At 32.6% G+C, this 23520-nt stretch carries 31 protein-coding genes, 2 tRNA genes, 1 other RNA gene and 1 pseudogene; 15 read left to right on the top strand and 20 right to left on the bottom strand.

Translation table 11 applies throughout. From position 1 onward, the window contains the following. Positions 1 to 55 precede the first annotated feature (55 nt). Genes D1866_RS11635 through D1866_RS11645 form a run of 3 tightly spaced genes read left to right on the top strand, consistent with a single transcriptional unit; the run spans position 56 to position 3478 of the window. Positions 56 to 1069, top strand: coding sequence for an adenylosuccinate synthetase (locus D1866_RS11635; protein WP_152940046.1), 1014 nt, complete (start codon positions 56 to 58; stop codon positions 1067 to 1069). Between the two features lies 1 nt (position 1070). Further along, complete coding sequence (locus D1866_RS11640) at positions 1071 to 2474, top strand: NAD(P)/FAD-dependent oxidoreductase (RefSeq protein WP_152940048.1); 1404 nt, start codon at positions 1071 to 1073, stop codon at positions 2472 to 2474. A 32-nt stretch (positions 2475 to 2506) separates the two neighbouring features. Next, positions 2507 to 3478: an AsnC family transcriptional regulator gene (locus D1866_RS11645; protein WP_152940050.1), complete on the top strand. Its 972-nt coding sequence runs from the start codon at positions 2507 to 2509 to the stop codon at positions 3476 to 3478. Here the strand turns inward: D1866_RS11645 and D1866_RS11650 are convergent. From D1866_RS11650 to D1866_RS11675, 6 genes are read right to left on the bottom strand one after another with little or no spacing between them, the layout of a single operon-like run. Continuing rightward, positions 3471 to 4250, bottom strand: coding sequence for a prephenate dehydratase (locus tag D1866_RS11650; protein ID WP_155861176.1), 780 nt, complete (start codon positions 4248 to 4250; stop codon positions 3471 to 3473). The genes D1866_RS11645 and D1866_RS11650 overlap by 8 nt on opposite strands. Before the next feature lie 43 nt (positions 4251 to 4293). Continuing rightward, positions 4294 to 5511, bottom strand: a complete 1218-nt coding sequence (gene ilvA / locus D1866_RS11655; RefSeq protein ID WP_152940052.1) for a threonine ammonia-lyase — start codon at positions 5509 to 5511, stop codon at positions 4294 to 4296. A gap of 25 nt (positions 5512 to 5536) precedes the next feature. Then, a complete protein-coding gene (locus D1866_RS11660; protein WP_152940054.1) occupies positions 5537 to 6058 on the bottom strand; it encodes an HIT family protein in 522 nt (173 codons plus the stop codon). 30 nt (positions 6059 to 6088) lie between these two features. Then, positions 6089 to 7063 carry a DNA repair and recombination protein RadA gene (gene radA / locus D1866_RS11665; RefSeq protein ID WP_152940056.1) on the bottom strand — a complete coding sequence of 325 codons (975 nt, stop codon included), beginning with the start codon at positions 7061 to 7063 and terminating at the stop codon, positions 6089 to 6091. A 50-nt stretch (positions 7064 to 7113) separates the two neighbouring features. Next, on the bottom strand, positions 7114 to 7638 hold the full coding sequence (locus D1866_RS11670) for a hypothetical protein (protein WP_152940058.1): 525 nt from the start codon (positions 7636 to 7638) through the stop codon (positions 7114 to 7116). After that, positions 7617 to 8624: an RsmB/NOP family class I SAM-dependent RNA methyltransferase gene (locus tag D1866_RS11675; protein WP_152940060.1), complete on the bottom strand. Its 1008-nt coding sequence runs from the start codon at positions 8622 to 8624 to the stop codon at positions 7617 to 7619. The genes D1866_RS11670 and D1866_RS11675 overlap by 22 nt, the downstream gene beginning before the upstream one ends. A 4-nt stretch (positions 8625 to 8628) precedes the next feature. Between D1866_RS11675 and cyaB the strand changes: the two genes are divergently transcribed. From cyaB to D1866_RS11695, 4 genes are read left to right on the top strand one after another with little or no spacing between them, the layout of a single operon-like run. Continuing rightward, positions 8629 to 9189 carry a class IV adenylate cyclase gene (cyaB, locus tag D1866_RS11680; RefSeq protein ID WP_231136332.1) on the top strand — a complete coding sequence of 187 codons (561 nt, stop codon included), beginning with the start codon at positions 8629 to 8631 and terminating at the stop codon, positions 9187 to 9189. A gap of 31 nt (positions 9190 to 9220) precedes the next feature. Next, complete coding sequence (locus D1866_RS11685) at positions 9221 to 9979, top strand: SAM hydrolase/SAM-dependent halogenase family protein (protein ID WP_231136333.1); 759 nt, start codon at positions 9221 to 9223, stop codon at positions 9977 to 9979. Then, positions 9934 to 10455 carry a nicotinamide-nucleotide adenylyltransferase gene (locus D1866_RS11690; RefSeq protein WP_013775579.1) on the top strand — a complete coding sequence of 174 codons (522 nt, stop codon included), beginning with the start codon at positions 9934 to 9936 and terminating at the stop codon, positions 10453 to 10455. Before D1866_RS11685 ends, D1866_RS11690 begins: the two co-directional genes overlap by 46 nt. Continuing rightward, on the top strand, positions 10452 to 11369 hold the full coding sequence (locus tag D1866_RS11695) for an acyl-CoA thioesterase (protein WP_152940065.1): 918 nt from the start codon (positions 10452 to 10454) through the stop codon (positions 11367 to 11369). Before D1866_RS11690 ends, D1866_RS11695 begins: the two co-directional genes overlap by 4 nt. Here the strand turns inward: D1866_RS11695 and D1866_RS11700 are convergent. Both D1866_RS11700 and D1866_RS11705 read right to left on the bottom strand, forming a co-directional pair. Continuing rightward, positions 11345 to 11866 (bottom strand): endonuclease dU, encoded by a 522-nt coding sequence (locus tag D1866_RS11700; RefSeq protein ID WP_155861178.1) that lies wholly within the window; start codon positions 11864 to 11866, stop codon positions 11345 to 11347. The two genes, D1866_RS11695 and D1866_RS11700, sit on opposite strands and share 25 nt — an antisense overlap. Before the next feature lie 15 nt (positions 11867 to 11881). Next, positions 11882 to 13069: a Cdc6/Cdc18 family protein gene (locus tag D1866_RS11705; protein WP_152940067.1), complete on the bottom strand. Its 1188-nt coding sequence runs from the start codon at positions 13067 to 13069 to the stop codon at positions 11882 to 11884. 262 nt (positions 13070 to 13331) lie between these two features. On the opposite strand from D1866_RS11705, the gene D1866_RS11710 reads away from it, so the two are divergent. Next, positions 13332 to 13405: transfer RNA gene (locus tag D1866_RS11710), tRNA-Ala, on the top strand. 30 nt (positions 13406 to 13435) lie between these two features. On the opposite strand, the pseudogene D1866_RS11715 reads toward D1866_RS11710, so the two are convergent. The 3 genes and pseudogenes from D1866_RS11715 to D1866_RS11725 all read right to left on the bottom strand — a co-directional run. After that, a pseudogene (locus D1866_RS11715) lies at positions 13436 to 13582 on the bottom strand (putative integrase); the annotation flags it as partial. A 331-nt stretch (positions 13583 to 13913) separates the two neighbouring features. After that, positions 13914 to 15212, bottom strand: a complete 1299-nt coding sequence (locus D1866_RS11720; protein WP_152940070.1) for a tRNA(Ile)(2)-agmatinylcytidine synthase — start codon at positions 15210 to 15212, stop codon at positions 13914 to 13916. Further along, a complete protein-coding gene (locus tag D1866_RS11725; RefSeq protein ID WP_013775584.1) occupies positions 15209 to 15481 on the bottom strand; it encodes an Lrp/AsnC ligand binding domain-containing protein in 273 nt (90 codons plus the stop codon). The genes D1866_RS11720 and D1866_RS11725 overlap by 4 nt, the downstream gene beginning before the upstream one ends. 55 nt (positions 15482 to 15536) lie before the next feature. Here D1866_RS11725 and D1866_RS11730 point away from each other — a divergent pair, with 55 nt between their 5' ends. Continuing rightward, entirely contained in the window at positions 15537 to 16040 is a 504-nt protein-coding gene (locus tag D1866_RS11730) for a DUF367 family protein (protein ID WP_152940073.1), read from the top strand. Here D1866_RS11730 and rnpB read toward each other — a convergent pair. The 8 genes from rnpB to rpiA all read right to left on the bottom strand — a co-directional run bounded on the left by rnpB (position 16026) and on the right by rpiA (position 19236). Continuing rightward, positions 16026 to 16328: RNase P RNA component (gene rnpB, locus D1866_RS11735), an RNA gene on the bottom strand. The two genes, D1866_RS11730 and rnpB, sit on opposite strands and share 15 nt — an antisense overlap. Continuing rightward, complete coding sequence (locus tag D1866_RS11740) at positions 16317 to 16889, bottom strand: CBS domain-containing protein (RefSeq protein ID WP_013775586.1); 573 nt, start codon at positions 16887 to 16889, stop codon at positions 16317 to 16319. The genes rnpB and D1866_RS11740 overlap by 12 nt, the downstream gene beginning before the upstream one ends. A gap of 10 nt (positions 16890 to 16899) precedes the next feature. Then, complete coding sequence (locus D1866_RS11745; protein WP_152940075.1) at positions 16900 to 17076, bottom strand: preprotein translocase subunit Sec61beta; 177 nt, start codon at positions 17074 to 17076, stop codon at positions 16900 to 16902. Then, positions 17077 to 17823, bottom strand: coding sequence for a phosphoglycerol geranylgeranyltransferase (locus D1866_RS11750; protein WP_152940077.1), 747 nt, complete (start codon positions 17821 to 17823; stop codon positions 17077 to 17079). Further along, on the bottom strand, positions 17786 to 18091 hold the full coding sequence (locus tag D1866_RS11755) for a transcriptional regulator (RefSeq protein WP_013775589.1): 306 nt from the start codon (positions 18089 to 18091) through the stop codon (positions 17786 to 17788). The genes D1866_RS11750 and D1866_RS11755 overlap by 38 nt, the downstream gene beginning before the upstream one ends. Positions 18092 to 18093: 2 nt before the next feature. Further along, positions 18094 to 18234, bottom strand: a complete 141-nt coding sequence (locus D1866_RS11760; protein ID WP_152940079.1) for a hypothetical protein — start codon at positions 18232 to 18234, stop codon at positions 18094 to 18096. After that, positions 18231 to 18584: an SWIM zinc finger family protein gene (locus D1866_RS11765; protein ID WP_152940081.1), complete on the bottom strand. Its 354-nt coding sequence runs from the start codon at positions 18582 to 18584 to the stop codon at positions 18231 to 18233. The genes D1866_RS11760 and D1866_RS11765 overlap by 4 nt, the downstream gene beginning before the upstream one ends. Next, positions 18553 to 19236 carry a ribose 5-phosphate isomerase A gene (gene rpiA, locus D1866_RS11770; protein WP_152940083.1) on the bottom strand — a complete coding sequence of 228 codons (684 nt, stop codon included), beginning with the start codon at positions 19234 to 19236 and terminating at the stop codon, positions 18553 to 18555. Before rpiA ends, D1866_RS11765 begins: the two co-directional genes overlap by 32 nt. Positions 19237 to 19271: 35 nt before the next feature. Here rpiA and D1866_RS11775 point away from each other — a divergent pair. Then, positions 19272 to 19346, top strand: a tRNA-Arg gene (locus D1866_RS11775). 86 nt (positions 19347 to 19432) lie between these two features. Here the strand turns inward: D1866_RS11775 and D1866_RS13790 are convergent. After that, positions 19433 to 19534, bottom strand: coding sequence for a putative integrase (locus tag D1866_RS13790; protein ID WP_282958780.1), 102 nt, complete (start codon positions 19532 to 19534; stop codon positions 19433 to 19435). A 337-nt stretch (positions 19535 to 19871) separates the two neighbouring features. Here D1866_RS13790 and D1866_RS13155 point away from each other — a divergent pair, with 337 nt between their 5' ends. The 5 genes from D1866_RS13155 to urm1 are packed head-to-tail and all read left to right on the top strand — an operon-like array spanning position 19872 to position 23519. Continuing rightward, positions 19872 to 19967, top strand: coding sequence for a pyruvate dehydrogenase (locus D1866_RS13155; protein WP_196773543.1), 96 nt, complete (start codon positions 19872 to 19874; stop codon positions 19965 to 19967). Between the two features lie 35 nt (positions 19968 to 20002). Then, positions 20003 to 21811, top strand: a complete 1809-nt coding sequence (locus D1866_RS11785) for a ribosome biogenesis/translation initiation ATPase RLI (protein WP_196773435.1) — start codon at positions 20003 to 20005, stop codon at positions 21809 to 21811. Between the two features lie 40 nt (positions 21812 to 21851). Further along, positions 21852 to 23003, top strand: coding sequence for a fructose-1,6-bisphosphate aldolase/phosphatase (fbp, locus tag D1866_RS11790; RefSeq protein WP_048054562.1), 1152 nt, complete (start codon positions 21852 to 21854; stop codon positions 23001 to 23003). Between the two features lie 41 nt (positions 23004 to 23044). Then, a complete protein-coding gene (locus tag D1866_RS11795; protein ID WP_013775594.1) occupies positions 23045 to 23278 on the top strand; it encodes a 30S ribosomal protein S17e in 234 nt (77 codons plus the stop codon). After that, on the top strand, positions 23271 to 23519 hold the full coding sequence (gene urm1 / locus D1866_RS11800) for a Urm1-like protein (protein WP_152940085.1): 249 nt from the start codon (positions 23271 to 23273) through the stop codon (positions 23517 to 23519). Before D1866_RS11795 ends, urm1 begins: the two co-directional genes overlap by 8 nt. Position 23520: the final 1 nt, after the last annotated feature.

Below are 23520 nucleotides of genomic sequence, written 5' to 3' on the forward strand. Positions count from 1 at the left end.
TTGCCATTAGAGAATTTTTTATATCTTGAGAGCATATTTACAAAAACGGTGTTAAATGCTTAATATTCTTGTTGGCGGATTCTACGGAGACGAAGGTAAAGGTAAAATAGCATCTTACTTATCACTTAAGGATTCACCACATATTGCTGTAAGAACAGGATCTATGAATGCAGGGCACACTGTATGTTATAATAATAATAAATGGAAAATAAGGATAATTCCTTCAGCATTTGTAAATAAATCTACTAAACTAATGCTTGGGCCAGGTGCATTAACTTCTATAACGGAATTAATTAAGGAACTTAAGGAAACAAACTCAGAAGATAGATTCTTCATGGATTATCACGTAGGTATCATAACTGAAAAAGAGATTTATGAAGAAAGAAATGATGAAAACCTAATGAAATCAGTAGGGAGTACAGGGCAAGGAGTAGGATACGCTGAAGCAAAAAGGATATTAAGAATATTAAAGCTTGCAAAAGATTATCCAGAGCTTTCAAAATATACAATAGATGTGCCTAATACATTAATTGAAGAAATAGAAAAAGGAAGTGAAATCTTAGCTGAAGGGACTCAAGGTACATATTTAAGTTTGTATCATGGCGAATATCCTTATGTAACTAGTAGGAATACTACTTCGTCTGGCATACTTAGCGAGATAGGAATAGGACCAAAATATGTAAAAGATATAATAATTGTATTTAAATCATTTGTAACTAGAGTAGGGAATGGTCCATTAGAAGGAGAGTTAAGCGAAGAAGAAGCCGAAAAATTAGGTCTAATTGAAATTGCAACTGTAACTGGAAGAAAGAGAAGAGTTGCACCATTTAATGTCAAATTAGCAAAGAAAGCAATTCAATTAAATACAGCAACACAAATTGCAATAACAAAGCTGGATGCGTTATTTAAGGATGCGTATAAAGTAAGAGAGTACGAAAAATTACCTAACGAAGCCAAAAAATGGATAGAAGATCTAGAGGATCAACTTAAAGTGCCAATAACTCTCATAGGTACTGGAGAAGATGCTATGGACACAATAGATCTTAGAAAAGAGAAATTGGGTGAGTAAAATGATGTATGATGTAGTAATAATTGGTGGCGGACCAGCAGGTTTATTTGCTGCATACGAATTAGCAAACGCTTTACAAGGAAAATCTGATTATAAAATATTACTCGTTGATAAAGGAGTCAGAGCCTCTAAAAGATCTTGTCCGCTATTAACTCCTAAAGAAAAGTGTACTTTTTGCAACCCTTGCCATATAAATTACGGTATTGGTGGCGCAGGAACATTTAGCAGTGGTATAATAAATCTAAGGCCAGATATAGGAGGAGATTTACACGAACTTATGCGTAGCTGGGACGCTGCACAGCAGCTAATAAATTACGTAGATGAAATCTTTGTAAAATTTGGAGCCCCAAAAGATAGGCTATTTAAACCAGACCCAGAGAAGACAAAGGAAATTCAAAAGAAAGCTGCAAAAGTCGGTGCAGAATTTGTACCAATAGTTCAAAGACATATAGGAACCGATAAAAGCCCACAAGTGATAGAAAATTTAACTAACTATATTGAGCAAAATGGAATAAAAATTTCTGAATTAACAGACGTCTATCAGATAGAAAAAACCGGAAACTCGTTTAACCTAAAAACTAGTAAAGGCGAAATAGAGTCAAAGATAGTCCTAGTAGCACCAGGTAGAGCTGGAGCAAAATGGTTTTATGAGCAAACTAAGAGATTAGGTGTTGACACTGTTCCAGGTCCATTAGATATAGGTGTAAGAGTTGAAGTAGAGTCTTTCGTTATGGACGAACTAACATCCGCGGTATGGGATCCAAAAATTATTATGTACTCTAAAAAGTATGATGATAAAGTTAGAACGTTCTGCGTTAATCCAAGAGGTTTTATAATGAAAGAAGTCTATGATGACGGAACCATAGGGGTAAATGGAGAAACGTATGTTGATAGAAAGAGTAATAATACCAATTTTGCGTTCCTCGCTACAATAAAACTTTCTGATCCCTTAGAAGATACAATAGAATATGGTAAAAGCATTGCTAGACTTATGACAAGACTTGGAGGAGAAAAACCAATACTTCAACGCCTTATAGATTTTGAGAAAGGTAGAAGAAGCACTTGGGAGAGAATAAATAGATCTACTGTTAAGCCTACTCTTAGAGACGTTACTCCAGGAGATATAAGCATGGGACTTCCGTATAGAATAATTTCAGACCTAATAGAAGGGTTAGAAAGATTAGATAATATAGCCTCTGGTATATACTCTTCAAATACTTTACTTTATGCACCGGAAATCAAGTATTATAGTGTGAAGACAGTAGTAGATAGCAACATGGAGACCGTAGTAGATAATTTATTTGTAGCCGGTGATGGAGCAGGGTTATCAAGAGGAATAAATGTAGCCGCTGCTACCGGAATACTGGCGGCAAGAGGAATTATAAATAAACTGGGTTTAAGCTAACGTTTTTTATTTCAGACTGAAAAGAACTATATATGCAGTTAGATGAAGTTGATAAAAACCTACTCATGGAATTAGAGTATCATTTCCCTTATTCCCCTACTCCATTCTATGAGATTTCTAGAAGACTAGGTATTTCAGAAGACAAAACAATAGATAGGATAAAAAAGCTTGTTGATGAAGAGATAATAAAAAGAATTGGTATGTACATAAACTTTAGAGCTAAAGGTATGGATGGCGCATTAGTTGCAGCACAAATTCCTTTAGAAAACCTCGAAAAGTATAGAAGAATCGCTTTGGGAATTAGAGAATTAACTCATAATTTCATAAGAAATCATCCAAAATACAATGTGTGGTTTGTTATAAAAGCTGAGAATAGAGAAAAACTAGATTCTAACATAAAGAACTTAATGGAAGAAGTTAATGCAAAAGATTACATAATACTATATTCCAAAAAATCACTAAAATTAAGTGTAAAATATGATATAATTAGGGGAATTTCATGGAGTGAAAATAATGAAACTACATTACCAGAAAAAATACCAACGGCTGAAGAATTAGGTATTAGTAAAGAATTACTAAAAGCATTATCTGTTCCATTACCTATAACTAAACGTCCATTTAAGGAAATAGCAGAAAAATTCAATATGACAGAAGATCAATTAATAGACCTAATTAAAGAACTAAAAGATAAGCATGTAGTAAAAGATTATGGAGCTACTTTAAATGGCGAAAAAGTAGGAATTAAAGAAAATGCAATGCTTTTAATTGATACCGAAGATATAGAGAAAGCTTGTGAAAATATTGCACTTCATATAAATGAAGCTACACATGTAGTCTTAAGAGAGAGCAATAAGCCATGGGATTATTTATGTTATTGTATGCTACATGGCAAGGATAAACAAGTTATTTTTGATGCTGTAAAGAAAGTTATAGGCGAAACTGATGCAAGGAGCTATATGTTATTATTTAGTTTGGAAAACTTAAAACCTGGTATTGTTATGTAATGTTATAACTTCCTTTAAATTTAAGTGAAGTAGTTACTTTTTTGAGTTCATTTAATAATTTCTCCTCATAAGATCCTTCGTACTCCACATAAAAGTAATAATTCCAAGGTATGCTTCTTACGGGCCTAGAATATATCATTTTTAAATTTTTATTAAACATATAAAATTTTTCTAGAACTTTATATAAACTCCCCGGTAAATCTGGAACAGTAAATAAAATCGTGGATCTTTCTCCTCTAAAGCTAACATTTTTGGAAATTAAGGCGAATTTAGTAATATTATTATCATAATCTTGAACTCCATAGGCTAAAATTTTCAATCCATAAAGTCTAGCAGCAAACTCTGAACATAAGGCTGCAGAATTTGGATCAGACAAAGCTAATAGGGCTGCCTTAGAAGTACTTTCTACTGGTATTATATTATTACTAACACCCAGTTTAAACAATGAATTTTGCGCTTCCTTATATGCATATAAATGCGTATAAATATTCTTTATATGTTTTATATTAATATCTTCCTTAGATGCTAAAACCAAATTAATCCTTAATTCCACAATTTTATTGACAAATATATCATCAAACTTAAATAAATTATCTAAAGTCTCGTTGACAGGACCTTCCAAACTATTTTCTATAGGAACTATACCCAGCTTGCCTTCAGAACTCACTTTATAAAATATTTCTGATATCGATTGCGCTTCTACATAGATAGCATTGCTAATCTTTAAAGCTGCTTCATGCGAAAAACTCCCTTTAGGACCTAGATAATAAATTCCATTTGGATCCCACTTCTTACTTTTTCTCTAAAATAAAAATTTAATCTATAATCTTTGCATCTATGCCTTCCTTAGCTAGATCAAGAATTAATTCACTTATTGCTTCTGTTGATGAAATTTCAAACATTACATATATTTTAGTATATCCTGGTTTTACATCACTACTTATTCTATCGTGAACTACATCTATAATATTTCCTCTAATTTTTGCAACATAACTCAAGACTTTATTTAAATATCCTGGTTTATCTGGAACTATTACCTTTACTTTCACTATACGTTTTATTTTATATAGATTTTTCTCTATAATATGAGATAATAACGAGAGATCAACGTTCCCTCCGCTTAATATACTAACTACTTTTTGAGAAGGATTAAGCTTTATTTTAGATGAAAGTATAGCTGCTAAAGAAGCGGCCCCGGCTCCTTCTACAAGTGTTTTTGCTCTCTCTAATAACAAGGACATTGCACAAGCTATTTCATCATCATCAACTAACACGATATCATCTACTAGTTCACTTATTATATCAAAAGTAAGTTTAGATGGGGTTTTTACTAATATTCCGTCAGCTATAGAATATGAAGGCTCTATCTCAGTTAACCTACCTAGATCTTTTGAAATTTTTAAAGAAGGAGAAGCTGAAGATTGAACACCTATTATTTTTATGTTTCTATTTTTAGCTTTTAATGCTATAGATATTCCAGAAATTAGACCTCCTCCACCTACTGGAACGACTACTACGTCTGGAGATATCTGCGATAGAATTTCTAGTCCTAAAGTGCCTTGACCTAAAATAACATTAATATCGTCATAGGGATGAACTAATACTAAGTTACGCTCTTTTATTATTTCTTCAGCTTTGCTCATACTTTCATGTAAATATGAACCATAAAGTATAACTTCTGCACCATAACTTTTAGTAGATAAATACTTTGAAATAGGCGCAGTTTCTGGCATTACTATTACTGATTTAATTCCTAAAACTTTAGAGGCATAAGCAACACCTTGTGCATGATTTCCTGCAGAAACTGCAATTACTCCTCTTTTCTTTTCTTCATCCGATAATGTGAGAAGCTTAGAGAAAGCTCCTCTAACTTTAAATGAGCCAGTTTTTTGTAAATTTTCGAGCTTTAAATAAACATTTGAATTTGCCATTCTTGAGAACGTAGTAGAATAATCTAATGGAGTCTCATGAATATATGGAGATATCCTTTCCCTAATTTTTACTATTTCATCAAAATATTTTATATATGTCATCTGCAAACCCTGCCTTCATCATGTTTCAGTGATCGAGAGAATCTTCATTGTTAATAATGTCTTCAATTGCCTTTTTTAATTTTACATAAGTGGTTTCTAAGCCCTCTGGTAATACTTTTGTATTTGATAGTACTGGCATGAAATTAGCATCGCCATTCCATCTAGGTACAATATGCACGTGTACATGAGCTTCTATACCAGCCCCTGCCGTTCTACCAATATTTATACCTATGTTAAAGCCATCGGGAGAATAAACCTTCCGAATCGCTGCTAATGTAATTTTAATTAACCTAAAAATATCTTGGGCCTCACTATCTTCCAATAGCTCAACAGATGAAATATGCCTATATGGAACAATCATGACATGGCCTGGATTATACGGAAATCTATTAAGAATAATGTAAGCGTACTTACTTCTGTACACTATTAAATTTCTTTCATCATCATTTTGCTCGGGAAACTCACAAAATATGCATTTTTCTTCTCTTTTACTCTTGGATGAGTCTGATACATATTTAGATCTCCAAGGAGCCCATAGAAAATCCATAATATTGAAAATATTGGCCATTTTAAAAAATTATTCTTCGGCGTCCCTAATTCCTTCTTCTGTTATTGCAAACACTACCTCTCCTTCTGGTAAATGCGGTGCATCTACTATTCTTGCTATCCTTTTGTTTCCTCTGCTCTTCTTTAATTGGACTCTTATTCCTGGAACGTGATAAAGCGTGTGACCTCCTACTGCCACAGTAGGATCTCCGTAAAACATGTCCGGCCTTGCCATTACTTGATTGGTAATAATAACTGCCAGATCATATATTTCTGCTAATCTAGTTAACTGATGAAGATGCTTGTTTAATTTCTGCTGCCTTGCGGCTAAATTCTCTCTACCAGTGTATTCTGCCCTAAAATGTGAAGTTACTGAATCTACTATAACTACTTTTACTGATGGATTTTTAGCTATAAATTCTTGTAAATCGTCTCCTATCGCTATTTGATGATCAGAGTTTATAGCTCTCATATAGTATATATTATCCATTGCAGTATCGGGATCTAATCCTGCAGCCTTTGCCATAGCTTCTATTCTTTCCCATCTAAAGGTACCTTCGGTGTCAATATAAACTGCTTTACCAGACAGCCCGCCTTTCTCAGGTGGCAATTGTACATTTACAGAAATTTGATGGCATATTTGCGTCTTTCCAGATCCAAATTCTCCAAAGAATTCTGTCATTGTCCTAGTTTCTATTCCACCACCTAATAATCCGTCTAAAGCTTGGCTACTAGTAGTTATCTTTCTAACATTCATTCTTTCTTTTTTGACTTCTAAAGCAGTCTTGAACCTAATATCTAATGCATCTCTAGCTTCCTTTATAATACGTTGTGCTGTAGTTAACGGAATTCCTGCTGCAACGCTAAGGTCTTGTGGAGACGCTACTGCTATTGCTTCAAGACTTGAATACCCAGCGTCTATTAATTTATTTAATACAGCTTGGCCCACTCCGCTAAGATCCTCAATGCTTTTAGGTTTTTTCTTCTCTTGGACTTGATCAGCCAAATTTATTCACCTTTCTAAACTTAGAACTTTGACAACTACTATTATATATTTTATCCACCCTTCCTTAAATACCAACCTATATCTAATTCTGGTATTATCAACGTATAATTTTTTTCTCGCTTGATTTTAGCATATGCGATAAACTCTCCATATTTGTTTACTATAATAGCGCTGTTAAAACCAATTTTATCATTAATTTCTATAGTTTTTCCATAAATTATCTTATTTATAAGGTTTTCATTTAGTCTTATAATTTTTTTACAATATTTTGTGAGAATATTGCCTAATGGCAATAAAGGAAATATTTTTTTTGATTTAGTTACCCTTAAAATCGGGGTGCCAATCATATATGGATGTAATCCTATTTTTGACATTACGTTAATTATATTTGAAAAATCTGATGTAGATAAACTTATTTGTGAGAACTTTTCCCCAATGATTTCATATATATAGTACTTGGAGAAATACTCATAGATTTCATCGTATGAACAATCGAATTCCATTATTATTTTTTCTAAAATCCCCATTAATTCGTGAGCACTAATAGTTTTTACTAGCATTTTTTGAGATGACATATAAAAAATCCCTCTGTCCCATTCTTATGGGGATAAAATCTGATACAATTCGACACTTCCTCATTAAACGAAACTCCATTATATTCTACAATACCATTTTCTGCAGGATATCCAGAGATTTTTATAGCCTTCATTCCTAGCTCTTCAATAGCAAAATTAACTATCATCTCATCTTCCTCTGGAGCTATACTACACGTCGAGTAAACAAGTTCTCCTCCTTTTTTAAGTAATTTGTATGCAGTATAAATTAATTGTAACTGAGTAAAACTAAAGCGTTTTAGTTCATCAAGTGAAGTTTTTGTTTTTCTAGATTGATCTTCGGGTATTAATCCTTCTCCAGAACACGGAGCGTCTAAAAGTATCTTATCAAATGAGAGAGTAGTTTTTTCTAAAGTCCTCACGTCTGATCTTAATAATAAAACGTTACGGACGCCAAGCCTGCTAATATTTGATAATAGGGATGTTACTCTTAATCTCGATTTCTCTACAGCTACAATTAAACCTTCATTATTCATTATTTGAGATAACTGCGTAGTTTTACCTCCTGGAGCTGCTGCCATATCTAGCACAGTATCTGAAGATGAAGGATTGAGAACATATGCTGGAACCATAGAAGCTAAACCTTGAATATAATAATAGCCTTGTAAATATTCTAATGTGGCCCCTAAGGAAGGTTTAGGAGGCGCTTTCTTTACTATATAACCATGTTTTAACCAACTTACCTTTTCTAATTTGAAACCTTTCTGTTCAATTCTGGACTCTAATTCATTACAATCTATCTTTAATGTATTACATCTTATACTTTTTTTCAATGGAAAATTACACGAATATAGAAAATCTTCTGCTTCGTGTCTAAATATATGCAAATATCTTTCTACCATATAATCTAAAAATCCGTACTTACGTGATAATTCTATAGCTTTTAACGAAGGAGAAATTTCAAAGACTTTATCATACTTTTTTATATAGTTTTCAATAGTAGACATGCAAATGGCTGATATAATAGAAAGGGAAGTAAAATTAAAGCTTGAATCCCCTACATTAACAGAACTTTATGATAAATTATTAAATGATGGAATACAATTAATAAAGAAAGAAACAGAAGAAGATATTTATTTTAATAGTGAATTTAGAGATTTCAGGAAAACAGATGAAGCATTAAGAATAAGAAAGACAGATAGTGGAATAGAATTTACATATAAAGGTCCTAAAATAGGAAAAATAAGTAAGTCTAGAGAAGAAATAACAGTAAATGTAAATAATGCGGATAATCTTATTAAAATTTTAGAAAAACTTGGATTTAAACCTGTATACACAGTTGTTAAAAATAGAATCTTTCTAAAAGATGGAGAATTTATAATTTGTCTAGATAGCGTGAAAGATCTTGGAGAATTTATAGAAATAGAAATACCGAATTCAACTGAAGAAAAACTTATCGAATATGTAAATTTATTTCTTAAAAAATATAAAATAAAAGCAACACAGATTAAAAAGTCATACTTAGAATTGTTGGTGAATAAAAACGAGGAAAACAATAGCAATTCTAACTGATTTTGGAATAAGCGATAATTATAATGGAGTAATGGAAGCAGTAATTAGAAGAATAAATAACGAAGTGGATATAACATATATAACACCTAACTCGAAAAATTTCAACTTGTATGCGGCATCATATTTACTTTATACGGCGTACAAATATTTCAGAAAAGGTTCAATATTTTTAGTGGTAGTAGATCCAGGAGTAGGTACAAGTAGAAAAGCTCTATTAGTAAAATCAAAAAATTATTTCTTTATAGGTCCAGATAACGGAGTTCTATATCCTGCAATATCTGAGGACGGCATAGATGAAGTGATCGAGATAAGCAATCCAAGGTTATACTTATCAAAAAACATTTCTAGGACATTCCATGGCAGGGATATATTTGCAACTACTGCAGGTTTTGTGTCAGCAGGAGTAGATATTCATACGTTTGGTCCAAAAATAAGTAAGGATGAACTAGTAAAACTTATCTACAATTATAATATAATAAAGGATAAAAATTTAGTTTGTGGTAAGATAATATACATAGATCATTTTGGTAATATAGCTACGAGCATCCGTAATATTTCGTTTGTAGACGAAAATGTAAAGATTATTTTCAATAACAACAGATTAAATGCAAGAAAAGTAAATACTTTTGGCGAAAGCAAAGGTAATGAGTTCCTAGTATATAAAAATGGTTACGGCTTCATAGAAATAGGTATTAATAAAGAGAATGCATCTATAAAACTTAATGCTTCAGAAGGTGAAGATATTTGCTTAGAGGGATCTATCCAGGAAGATTCCAGCCATTCCACTTAGGTCATTTAAGTGTAGTAAAATGGGCTTTAGAGAGAGTTGATGAACTAATAATAATAGTAGGTAGTGCGCAAGAAAGTCACACATTAAATAATCCGTTCACTGCAGGAGAAAGAATAGAAATGATAAGGATGGCACTAAAAGAGTACGGAATTCCTACAGATAGATATTATATTATTCCAATTCCAGATATTTTAATGAATAACGTTTGGGCATATCATGTAAAAATGTATGTACCAGCCTTCCAAAAGGTATTTGCAAGAAACCCATTAGTTGTTAGACTATTTAAGGAAGCGGGAGTAGAAATAGATATTCCTCCTGCATTTAATAGGGAGAAATATAATTCTACATTGATAAGAAAATTAATAATAATGAATGAAGAATGGAAAGATTTAGTACCTAGTAGTGTATATAACTATATAAAAAGTATAAAAGGGGACGAAAGACTAAAAGAAATTACTGGAAGTGATAAAAAATGAGAACAGAGACCTATTATAACGTTTTCCCTTGGCACACTAATCATTTTGGTTCATTACATGGAGGCATATACATGAGTTGGCTTATAGACACTGCAGGAATCTTAATGTCAAGCATTAGCAAAGGAAATTATTTACTTGCCTCTGTAGATTATATTTTCTTGTTTAGACCTGCTAGATTAGGTGATGTATTACGAGTAATAGCTAAAGCTAACGCAACGTGGAATAGCTCAGTAGAAATTGAGGTTAAAGGTTGCATTAGACGAGGAGATAAAGAAGAATTAGGTGCTGTAGGATTAATGACTTATGTTGCTGTGGACGAAAATAATAAACCTAGAAAACTCGATGTTAAGATTCCTCCAGATGAGAATGCAGAAAAAAGAAGAATGCAAAGGCTTGAGAGAAAGAAACATGCAATGAGTGATATAGATGATATACTCGACTTAAGTTTTACTAGAAGTTACATAAGAACTATTTATCCAGAGCATGGATTTGGAAATGGTATATTATATGCTGGAAAGATGTATACGATGCTCGATGAAGCTTTAGCAATTGTGGCAAAGCTATATTCCAAGGGTAACGCTTTTACCGTATCTGCAGGTCCCGCAGATTTTATTTCACCAGTAAAAATAGGAGATATATTGGAAATTCAAGGTGCAGTAGAATATACTGGAAATACGTCATTAGATGTTGGAGGAAAAGTTTACGCCATAAACCATTATACTGGAGAAAAAAGACTTGTCACCTCAACTGTTTTCTCGTTTGTAGCTATAGACGAGAACGGTAAACCGAGACCCATTCCTAAATTAAATCCAGCTAGTGAAAAAGAGAAGAAGATATTTGAGGAAAGATTGAAAGAAAGAGAAGAAAGAGTAAAAACGAGTAAGAGACTTCAATCAGAAATAAGTTGCGGTTGACCTATTGCCTTTCCTATTATATGTGCATATTTTATTGGTTCTGGATATTTTGAAAATATTTGATAATACTCTATTACGCTTTTTACCATTTTAAGGTCTAAATCAGTATTGACATAAACAGTCCCACGATTAGTAGATAATGCAATCATATTAGATAAAAACTCTTTAATCACATTAACACGTTTATCATTATAATGTTTTCTTGCCGCATTTAATATGCTATCAATATCTGGTTTACTAGCATAATAAATAATGTAATTATTATCTGGTATAATATAATTAAATCCACCAACAATTATACTATCAAGCATCTTTATGTCTCCTTTTCTAAGATTTTTGTATGCGGTTGTAGCATCATCACCATCTACAGTTATGAACTCTACGTCAACATCTACTAATTTGTATCCATCAAATGTGACTGAAACTAAAGGACATTTACCACGTTTTCCTTTATATGTCAAAGGAAAATATCCATCGTCTATGCCACTTACTAGCACAAACTAGTTTAGTACCTAGACTTTAATAAGGCTTATTAATTTCTCATCATTATCCTTTAAAGCTCTAATTATAGTAGCTTTATCTACGGCTAATTTTACTTCTTTTGTTTTGCCATATCTTCCTCTATTAATAACCGTTGCCGTTATTATTCCTACCATATCAAGCTCGTTCAAAATATCACTGACACGCCTTTGTGTTACACACTCTGTACCCATTTCGCTTGTTAATTTCTTATAAATCTCATACACTTCTCCAGTTGTTAATGTATTCTTATATTTTAATCCGTTAAGTATGGATATCAATACGATTTTAGAATGAAAAGGTAACGTAGAAATTATTTCATACACTCTATCTCTCTCAATCTCTATTCTAGCTTTCTCTATATGATCTTCAGTTATTTTAGTATCTCCTTGCCTTTCCGCAATTTCTCCTGCAACTCGTAATAAATCTAGAGCTCTTCTAGCATCACCATGGTCTCTAGCTGCTAATGCTGCACATAGTCTTATTATGTCATCCGAAATCACTCCATCTTTAAAAGCCAAGGAAGCTCTACGACGTAATATATCTTCTAATTCTTCTGCATTATAAGGAGGAAAAACTAATTCTTCTTCACTTAAACTACTTCTAACTCTAGGATCCAAATTATCAACAAATTTCACATCATTAGTTATACCTATTAAAGAAACCTTAGCATTATTTAATTCGGTATTTATCCTTGTTAACCTATAAAGAATATCATCTCCATGCTTCTCAACCATAGCATCTATTTCGTCTAGAACTATAATAATAATATGCTCATCGTTAAGAATTTTAAGCATTCTCCGATAAAGCTCTGCAGTAGATAACCCAGTAAATGGTACTTTTTCTCCAAAACTTTCTATAATATCTGCTAAAATCCTGTAAGGGGTGTCTGATTGCCTAGTATTAACATAAATATACTTGAATGATTTAATTTTTTCATATAATTTGTTTAAAACAAACTTAGTTACCGCAGTCTTCCCTGTACCGGTTAAACCATATATAAATATATTATTAGGCCTCTCTCCTCTGTATACTTGAGCTAATATACTGGCAATTTTCTTTATTTGTTCTTCTCTATGTGGTAACTCGTCAGGGATATAATCGGGCGATAAATATTGCCTATTTTTGAAAATATTGGAATTCTTTACGCTGGATAAGACCTCATCTATGATGTCACTCATTACAATATATGAATCACAATAAAACTGCTTATAATAACTTTGCCTTAACCGGGGAGTAAAATACCCCTTTATTTCCACTGGAGATTGTAAGAGAAAAACAGGCACCCCTTTATTTCCACTGGAAAACTTAGGTTTTGAACTAGAATATAAAGTTTGTATAATATACATGTTGCACCTTTTAGTAGATATTTTCCAAGAGAAATAAAGGGGGAGAGACACTTAGATAGTTGAACTTATAAACCTAGATTTTAATTAGAATATTGGGCCGGTAGCTCAGCCTGGAAGAGTGTCCGGCTTGCAACCGGAAGGTCCCGGGTTCAAATCCCGGCCGGTCCACTCTGGGGGATACTCCCAGATCCCATTGCTAACATAAAAATCCACTATCTTATCTAAGGAACCTACGTAACGATCTCTTCTCTGATCGCCGTCACCCTTCTCTATGATGTAAACATAATACTTTCCCTTAACTTCACGAATTCTGATATCACCAAATGTGAAAACTTTATTACCCATGCATATTTATCATTTTGGGCCATTTAAGGACTGTTAATTATCATATCAGACGTTAAGTAAAAAGGCGGTGATAGTAATTCCACAGTTATACAAAAATCGTGTTTCGATTAATTATTGTATACTAGAAATGTTAGATTATGTAAATTTTTATTAAATTCTGAATTATCAAATATTAGGCAATAAGTAGAGTCTAAGCTATTTTATCCTTATTATTAAATTGGATCTTCTTCTTTCATTTATTTTATATCATTAAGTTGTAGCTATCTTTTCTTTCATGAAGTGTTTTATTAGTATATATAAGTTGTATTTTTACCTAAAGTTCAAAATTCGCTTAATTATGAAGTAGAATGTTTAAAATTTTATTTAGAACCTCAGTTTCTTTTTTATAATCATTATAAAATTCAAGGAATATTGGCTTTGTTAAATGCCTATAATACCTAGTTTGATAAGTTCCTAAGCAAATGTCTCTTGGAAATTCTATAATTTCCTTTTCTGAATTGAATTTGTATCCACATTTTTTGCATCTATATCCTTTATTTTTACCTATAGATTCACTTGAATGTCCACAAATAGGACATTTAGGATTTTTATATTCTACCTTATTTGATAATGATAAAATCTCTATTCTTTCAGCATCAATTATTCTACCGTATTTGCTAGACGGTTTTATTGCGCCTAGAACGACAATTTCGTCTCCTGGCAACAAGAGCTTAGCCATGCTGTTTAACTCCCCGGTTTCTTTATATACAAAGATTGTAAGGCCATTTTCTGTGCGTAAAATTACGTCTCCACCTGGTATTATTTCTACGTCTTTTATAGTTACTTTACCATAATAGGTTTGATACACCTTATCTCCAGGTTTAATTATATGTGCGTCTGTACCTTGGTTTGACTTGAATATCATAAAGTTCTCTATTTCCTCATCTTTTATTTGTATCATGTCTATTCCTTTTAATAATATTTCTGGGTCAATTCCTCTTATACCGTAAAAAACCGGATCTCCTCCGTGAGAAAGTATTAATGGTCTTTTTTTAATATAATCTACGTTAGCAAAAACTTTAGGAAAGAATTTTTCATCAAAGGCAATTAAGCTATCTAAGTCTATTTCCCTTTTCTTTTCCCAGTTTTCTTCTTTTCTATACGTAATTAATTCAAAAGTATAATTTCCTCCAAATCCTATAGCAGCTAACGATCCTATTATTCCTCTGCTTCCACGTACTATTGCACTAGTCTTTTGTATATACTTCTCCATGAAGCCTTGGGTTATCACGTCGGAAACTGCTTTTGTGTAAAAATTCTCTAATATAATCGACGAGTCATAGTTTACAATAGCCATTCCAGGTTTTCTTCCATATTTTAGACCTTGAGAAACATTATTTACATAATCAAGTGAAGCATTCCATACAATGTCTGCAATTTCCTCAATATCTTTGTCACTTTCTACTATTAATTTAATTGATGCATTACCTCTAGTTTTCCATGGAATATTAGGATTTAATCTTATTAAATACGGAAAATCAAATAATTTTATTCCATCTTTATGTAAAATCTTAATTAAATTTGTAGCAAAATGTGTTGTGCAACCTCTATTGGGTGAATCGTGATCATCTATACCTATTATGTATTTCATTTTTTCATCGTGCTACTCTCCATTATGATCATTGTTAAGGTAGATCTAACCTTAGGTAATTTTCTTATAGTAGAGCTAACAAAATTCCTTAATGAATCCATATCTTGTGCTTCTATTTTAGCTACTATATCATAAACACCATAAACTATATAAGCTTCCGAAACTTCCTTTAGTTCCTTTAATTTCTCATAAACTTCTTCCTCTCCTCCAGCGTCTGTATTTATTAAGATTATCGCGGATACATTTTTAGACTGAGGGTTTGATATCAATTTTAAACTCCCATTAGTTTTAATATATAGCACTATAAGAACTTTACGAGTAATTTTGAAAATTTTTGTCATAGAACTCTATGAAGATGATCCAGAGAAGTCAACTGGGAGAAAGATGGTGAGATTCGGATTTGCTAAATATACTGAAAAACCCAGAGGCATTGTTTTAAATCCTTTATCTGAAGAAGTAATCTCTATAGACGATGTTGAAATAGTTAACAAGTACGGTTTAAGTGTGATTGATAGTTCTTGGAATAAAAGTGATGCTAAATTTTATGCAAGATTTATGTCTAGATTCTCTAGAAGATTGCCTTTACTATTTGCAGGTAATCCGATAAATTACGCAAAACCCTATAAACTATCTTCACTGGAAGCTGTTTCTGCTAGCCTTTATATTTTAAACTTCATAGATATCTCTTTGAAACTTTTATCCTTATATAAATGGGGAAAGACATTCTATGATCTGAATAAGGAGCTTTTAGAAAGTTATAGAGGGAAACGTAAAGACGAAATAATAGAGATAGAAAAATCCTTTTTAAAGGAAGAGCCCCAGCAATAACCCAGCTTCTGTATTTGGGGGATTCGACTATGCGTCAAGGGAGGTCTTCAGATCATTCTCATTGACCCCCCTACTTGCTCCGGGAAGGACTGCGTTTCAACCCCTAAATATTCTCTTCATCTATCTTACCTTGTCGCCAAGGTAAGAGTCGAATCATACTCATTGAATATTTAGGGGTAAGTTTTCTGTGCAGTTGCCAAGGGTACTACCCTTGTCCCTCGCGGGACTTCCCTTGATCTGGAGGCTGGAGTTTCCTCAGGATATCCCCGTAGCCCCCTACTGGGGCTCTTCCAATTTATGTTTAACCAAGAATCCTATTAAATCGCTTCTAGTAATTATGCCCAATGGATGTAATTTATCATCTATAACTAGTACAACAGAATATTTACTAAATAGCCGTAAAATTCCATTAATAGGTTCAGTTTTCTGAATTAATGGGGGTAAGGGAGACATTACTTTTGATGCTGTAAGCTTCTTAATATTATTAGAGATAATTTTGCGTAGCAGTACGTAATCATAAATTATACCAATTAATTTCTCATCGTTATTAACTACGGGTATTTGAGAAATGTTGTAGTTTTCCATTTTATTTACTACACTAAGTATATCATCTTTTTCATGAGCCACAATAACTGGCGAGTGCATTATTTTTTCAGCAGTATCTTGAATATTTATCATTAAAAGTAATTCATCATAAATTTTCTTAATTATTGAAAATTTTGGGTCTATCTTACCATTCTCTATTTTAGCTATGAAAGACTGTGACACGCCTACCCTTTTAGCTAATTCTGCTTGAGTTAAACCAGCTATTTGCCTTAATTTCTTAAGCTCAGAAAAATCAGGAATCATATTAGATACCTTATGGTGGAGGAACTAGCTTAGATAGTATTAATATGATTGCTATTAAAACAATACTTCCAATTAATGCAACTTTAGGATCAATTTTAACTTTCTCATTCTCTTCATCATAGTATCTTATTAATCCAGCCATAGAAGCTAAAGGTATATTTTCCTTCCTCTTTTTAGTTGAAGGCATTTAAACTCGCCTATAATTTCTAATACTCTCTATTATTTTTATAGCTTTTTCTGGGTTATCCTCTATTATGTTACCTGTAACTATTATGTGAGCACCTGCTTCTGCTAATTTTATTGCTGTTTCTTGAGTCCTAATTCCTCCTCCTACTATAATTGTAAGATTAGTAAATCTTCTTATTAATGACACCATTTCTGGCTTAACTGGCTCTGGAGATCCAGAACCTGCTTCTAAATAAAGAAATTTCATACCCATAAACTCTGCAGCCAATGCATAAGATAACGCTAAGTCATTATTATCGAATGGAATAATTCTAGCTCTTCCTATATGTCCTGCAGTACCTCCATAGCCTATGATTAAATATCCAGTAGGTAATACTTCTATACCGAGTTTTTTTATTAAAGGAGCCGCAACAACTTGAGCACCTATTACGTAATATATATCGTCTGAATTAAGAAGAGATAAAAATAATATAGCATCAGCTTTCTCTGAAATTAAATTTATATTACTTGGAAAAATTATTTTAGGAATTTTAATATCGCTCAGAATTTCTAGAACATTATCTAATTTATCTTTAGAAACGCCTAAGGTTCCTCCTATTAAAAACGCCGAAGTTCCAGCTTCGTATAGCTTTCTTGCGAGGGAATCAAGCTTATCTAAATTAGATATTTTATCTGGATCTATAAGAGAAAAATGTAACGCACCTTCTTCACTAAGTTGTTGTATGTACTTGCTTATCTTCTCCTTCATTTGTGCTTTCCTCTTTATTGCTTTCTTTTATTTCTAACTTTCCATCAAGGTACAAATCTATGAATTTACCATATGCATTTGCTTCATCGAATACAGGAGGTACCTCTATGTCTGCAGATAGTCCGCAATTACCGCATTTTATGTGTGCAATACCGTTTTTAATCTCTACAGAGATTGCAATTCTACCACATCTAGGGCATTCAAAGGTTTTTGGTAACTTAGGTTTGGGTTTAATAATCTTAGTTCTCTTCTTTCTTTTACCTCCCATTTTTACTCCCTCTTCTTTCTTTTATTAGAAATTAATACCTTTTTCTTTCTTGGCTCCTCAAGAATTTCCAAGAAAGTAACATAAATAATTCCTAATCCCAATACTAGAATAGTGGCTATCAGCGTAATTTCCATTATATTCATGTGGTGTATATCAGTTTTCTTAATTTTAATGATTTTCCGTCATGTCTTATTTCTCTAATTATATCTAAAAAATCGTTAAATTCGACATCTATAGTAATAATCTTCTCTCTATGTAACGCGATTTTTAATGCTAAAATATGATAACAAAAAGCTTTATCCTTGTAAATCTTATTGAAGATAAAGAATTCGCAGTCACAGTAGTTTTCATTTACTATATGATCCTTATGCTTGGAACTGTCTTTACCCAGAAAAACGTATGTAAAAAGAAACCCTTGCTTGGACCGTATTTTTACTATTCTGCCTTGCATTGCGGAAATTTTAGCTTTTTTTAATAATCTCAAGTCTTCCATCAGTATCTGCCAATATTATAGTATCATACAAGTCACAAAATATACCTGTTTCTATTACGCCTACAATATTACTTAGCTCATTGTTTAACTTGCATAGATCTTGAGTATTATCAACTTCCATGTCTAGAATTATGTTGCCGTTATCTGATATTAATGGGCCTATTTTGCCTTGACTTTCTCGTATTTTGACTCTAAATCCTTGACTAGTTAAACTGGTTAATACATAACTTAACGAGACTGGAACTATTTCTATTGGTATTTGAAGAATTTTTGGTACTTTTAATTTGCTTATTTCTCCAATAAAAATTCTCTCTTTAGAATTAACAGTTAATAGTTTCTCCCTAAATAATGCCCCGCCACCTCCTTTTATGAGGACTATTTTACCGTTATTTTCTCTAATTAGGAAGTCAAAGCTATCTATATAAACGTCTGGAATTATGCCAGAAAATAGCGAAATTACCGAGAATCCTCTTTTACTTAGCTCAATTTCGCTATCTATTGAGCTAGCCATATATTGTTTTGTTTTAAAAATATCAATATCACTTATTGTCTCTATCAATTTCCTAATTGTTTTTCCTGTTCCTATTCCAATTATTTTTTTATCTTTTATATAGTCAGTTGAATACTTTGCGACTATTTCTTTAGCATCCATTAAGCTCAATATTATTAAATAACATTAAAAATTAGGGGCCCGTAGCTCAGCCAGGACAGAGCACTGGTCTCCGGAACCAGAGGTCCCGGGTTCAAATCCCGGCGGGCCCGCTGTAGGGGATACCCCACACCCATATTTTCTTTCATTTTTAGATATGATTCGACTACATCAGTTAAGGAACCAACGTAAGTTTTTCTTACGTTACCTTTTCATACTCTAGCTTGTAAACATAATACCGACCTTTTCTTTCGCGTAAAATATAGTCGCCGAATTTATAACGCCTCTGTTTTTCCGTCAGGGCTCCTTACCGTATTGTGGTTACCAATTCGTGATTATAAGCACTGGCAATCCGTAAAAATTTACTTAGAAACACTACTAATTGAAATAGGATGGCAAAGATTCCTCAATAATAAAAAGAATTTTGCGTCATTATTGTAGTGAGAAAAATCAAATCAAGTAGCAAGCTAATCATTAATTATTTTATATCACAATTATATATTTTAACATTAATAACATACTATAGTATATGCAACCTTGAATATGAGGTTAATATTTTTAAATATGATTCTATTCGAAGTATAACTAGCTAGTTCACTTGAGAAAATTATAAGTACCTTTCAAATAAGAATTGCTCGGTGTATAAGTTGATGGAGGAAGATTGGGAAGAGGACTTAGAAGAGGAAGAATGGGAAGATGAAACTGAAGAAGATTGGGAAGAAGATGAATGGTAAAGCTAATTTTTAATTTTTATTTTCTTTAAGGATTGATGTCAATGAGAGTTGCAGTAATAAATTACGATTTTTGTAAACCCGACAAGTGTAATCTAGAATGCATAAGGTTTTGTCCAATCAATAGGTCAGGCAGCAAGGCTATAGAACTTTCTGAGATAGTTAAAGGTAAGCCAGTTATTTATGAGGAAACATGCATAGGTTGTGGCATTTGTGTAAAAAAATGCCCTTATGAGGCAATATCAATTGTTAACTTACCAGATAAACTGTCAGGAGAAATTATTCATAGATACAAGATTAATGGATTTGAATTATTTGGTTTACCTATATTAAAGCAAGGCTATATAATTGGTATATTAGGCAAAAACGGTACTGGAAAGAGTACTATATTAAGGATATTAAGTGGAGAATTAATTCCTAATTTTGGAGCTCCTAATGCTAAGCTTAGTTACGATGATGTTTTGAATAAGTTTAAAGGTAAGGAAATATATGATTATTTCTACAAATTATATAATAAAAATCTGAAAGTTGTTCATAAGATTCAGTATATTGAATATGTTGGTAGAATGCTCAAAGGAAATGTGAATGAGCTTCTGAATAAAATAGACGAGAGGGGCAAAATTGATGAGGTAAGAGAGCTTCTTTCTATGCAAAATATGTGGAATAAGTCAGTTCAAACTCTTAGCGGAGGAGAACTTCAGAAATTTCTAGTTGCAGCTGCATTGCTTCGTGAAGCTGACGTTTACGTGTTTGATGAGCCTTCATCATATTTAGATGTTAGAGAGAGACTAAACATGGCTAAAGGCATAAGGGAGCTTACAAAAGATAAGTACGTTGCAGTAGTAGATCACGATCTTATTGTATTAGATTACCTTACGGATTTAGTATCTATAATATATGGTGAGAGTAGCGTATATGGTAGAGTGTCAAAATTATATTCCGCTAGAACTGGAATTAATAATTTCTTAAATGGGTATCTTCCCGCAGAGAACGTAAAATTTAGGCAAGATGAGATAAAATTTATGCTTAAAGAGCTTACAGATCTGGATTTCTCTAAAAACGTAAAAATTAGAATAAAATGGTCTAAAATAAAAAAGAATCTTTCTGACTTTTCACTTGATATTGAAGAAGGAGATGCGAGAGAAGGTGAAGTAATAGGCATTGTAGGTCCAAATGGTATAGGAAAAACTACGTTCATGAGAATACTAGTTAATGAAATAACTCCGGATTATGGTTATGTAATGCCAGAAGGTTTAAGAATGTCATATAAGCCACAGAAACTTATTCCAGAATACGATGGTACTGTGCAACAATATCTAGAAAACGTGAGTAAAGATATCCTATCAACATCATCATGGTTTTTTGAAGAAGTAATAAGAAAATTGAATTTACATAGAATTCTGGAATCTGAAGTTAAAGATCTCAGCGGCGGGGAGCTTCAAAAGCTTTATGTAGCAGGAGCATTAGCTAAAGAGGCAGACATTTATGTTTTAGATGAACCTTCATCATATTTAGATGTAGAAGAACGTTATATAGTAGCTAAAGCAATAAAGAGGATAACACGCGAAAGGAAAGCAGTAACGTTTTTAGTTGATCATGATTTAGCGATTCATGATTATATTTCTGATAGAATAATGGTATTTACTGGAATTCCTGGTAAAGAGGGGCATGGTAAATCTCCTACTAGCTTAAGAAAAGGTATGAATGAATTTCTTAAAGAAATGCAGATTACTTTTAGGAGAGACGCTGACACTGGAAGGCCGAGGGTTAATAAATTAGGAAGTTACTTAGATAGGTTACAAAAAGAAAGGAACGAGTATTATTCCTTAGAAGTTAGTAGAGATTAGTAAGACAAAAATTTAATAATATCGTAAGAGAATGTCTCTTATGAAGACCACAATAAGCGTAATTAAAGCAGATATAGGAAGTTTAGCTGGGCATCATGTAGTCCATCCAGATACTATGGCTGCAGCAAACAAAGTGCTAGCTGAGGCTAAAAAAAATGGTGTAATAATAGATTATTATATAACGAATGTCGGAGATGATATGGAACTTATTATGACTCATAATAGAGGTGAATTAGATACTAAAGTTCATGAAACTGCTTGGGATGCGTTTAAAGAAGCTACTAAGGTAGCTAAAGATCTTGGATTATATGCTGCAGGGCAAGATTTACTATCTGATACATTTTCTGGAAACTTAAAGGGAATGGGTCCAGGAATAGCAGAGATGGAAATAGAAGAAAGGCCTGCAGAACCTATAGCAATTTTTATGGCAGATAAGACAGAACCTGGAGCATTCAATTACCCCCAATATAAAATGTTTGCTGATCCATTTAATACTGCAGGTTTAGTTATAGATCCAACTATGCATGAAGGTTATAAATTTGAAATTTTAGACGTTTATGCAGGAGAATCTGTAACACTTAACGCTCCAGAGGAAATTTATGATATATTAGCATTAATTGGAACTCCTTCTCAATACGTCATCAGAAGAGTCTATAGGAAAGCAGATAATATGATAGCGTCAGTTACATCAATAGAAAGATTAAATCTCTTAGCAGGAAAATACGTAGGAAAAGACGACCCTGTTATGATCGTTAGAGTTCAACATGGTTTTCCTGCATTAGGTGAAGTGCTAGAAGCTTTCTCTTTCCCATATTTAGTTCCAGGATGGATGAGAGGAAGCCATTATGGTCCTTTAATGCCAGTTTCGCAAAGAGATGCCAGAGCAACTAGATTTGACGGCCCTCCAAGATTAATAGGATTAGGATTCAATGTTAAAAATGGAAGACTAGTAGGTCCTAGCGACTTATTTGATGATCCGGCTTTTGATGAAACAAGAAGATTAGCAGAACAAATAGCAGACTATATGAGGAGACACGGTCCATTTATGCCGCATAGACTAGAACCTACTGAAATGGAATATACTACTTTACCTCTAATTCAACAGAAATTAAAAGCTAGATTTAAGAAAGAAGCTGGAGTAGCAGAAGCAAAGAAAAGCATATATGAAAAACAAGTTGAAGGAGGAGACTAAATTTAAATTTTTATAATATTTATTAACTAACGGGCGAGCTTATGGGAAATATATATACTAGGGATATTAAGAGGATTGCTGCAGAAATTTATGAGAAATATAAGGATGAAGTAACCACTGACTATTCAAAGAATAAAGAAGTAGTTAAGAAATATATTGATGTATACTCTAAAAAAGTTAGGAATAGGATTGCAGGATATTTAACTAGATATGCCAAAAGAATGAGCTCTCAAAAGTCTGTATCTGAAGGGGAGGTAGTAGAAGAGAGTGAGTAAAGTAATATTTTTTGGCCCATTAGTTCAAGCCTTTAATAGTAAAGAAATAGAAGTTAAAGGAGAAGACGTTCTTCAAGTTTTAAAGAATATTGATAAGAAGGGAATTATTTTAGATTTGGATAATAATACTATAAGACCTGGATATATAATATTAATTAACGGCATAGATTGGAGAATTAAAGGTGGTAAAATTACTGATAATGATCTTATACAAGTAATTCCTATTAACCATGGAGGATAAA

The sequence above is a fragment of the Acidianus ambivalens genome (assembly GCF_009729015.1).
Classification (GTDB): domain Archaea; phylum Thermoproteota; class Thermoprotei_A; order Sulfolobales; family Sulfolobaceae; genus Acidianus; species Acidianus ambivalens.